Genomic DNA, 703 nt, shown 5'->3' with positions numbered 1-703 from the left:
GAGAACTGGGAAAGATGGTTAAAATCAGCAGATAAATAAGTAATAAGAAATTTCAAAATCAGGAATAATGCACACAGACACAATATTTTATCAAATCTTCCTCACTTTTCACACCCTATTATTTGAAATTCTGGGAGAACCTACAGAAAACGCCACAGATTATAAATTTACCTCTGTGGAAGTGAAAGAAAAAGCATTTCGATTTGATGGAATTTTTATGGCAGATAGTCTAGAAAAACCCATCTATTTTGTAGAAGTGCAATTTCAACCAAAACCGGATTTTTACTGGGAATTAATCGCCGAAATCAACATTTATCTTAATCAATTTAAACCTGTACAAGATTGGCAAGGAGTAGCTTTATTTGCGAAACGGAGTTTAGATGTAGGAGAATTGACTGCTTATCAACAAGAATTGATTAATAGTGGGAGAATTAAACGAATTTATTTAGATGAATTACCACCAGGTTCAATTGGTATGGGGTTAATTGAGTTAATTGTCAGTAAGGAAGCACAAGCACCGGAATTAGTTAAAGCTCTCTTGGACAGAACTAAGACAGAAGTTGAGAATGACAGAGAAAAACAAGGTATTATAGAATTGTTGGAGACTGTTTTATTGTCCAAATTTTCACAATTAAGCCGTCAGGAGATAGAAGCAATGTTTTTAGTGAGTGATATTAAGCAAACAAGGGTATATCAAGAAGCC

Annotated in this window: 1 protein-coding gene; it reads left to right on the top strand. The window is 33.9% G+C overall.

What is annotated here, in order from left to right; translation table 11 throughout:
- Nucleotides 1–67: 67 nt before the first annotated feature.
- Nucleotides 68–703, top strand: a 636-nt coding sequence (locus FJR06_RS04730; protein WP_168650943.1) for an Rpn family recombination-promoting nuclease/putative transposase, incomplete at its 3' end; no start/stop codon positions are given.

Source organism: Dolichospermum sp. UHCC 0352 (assembly GCF_009711925.1).
In the GTDB taxonomy this organism is placed as follows: domain Bacteria; phylum Cyanobacteriota; class Cyanobacteriia; order Cyanobacteriales; family Nostocaceae; genus Dolichospermum; species Dolichospermum lemmermannii.
Note: the sequence above shows the minus strand (reverse complement) of the source record. Positions and strands in the feature narration are given on the sequence as shown.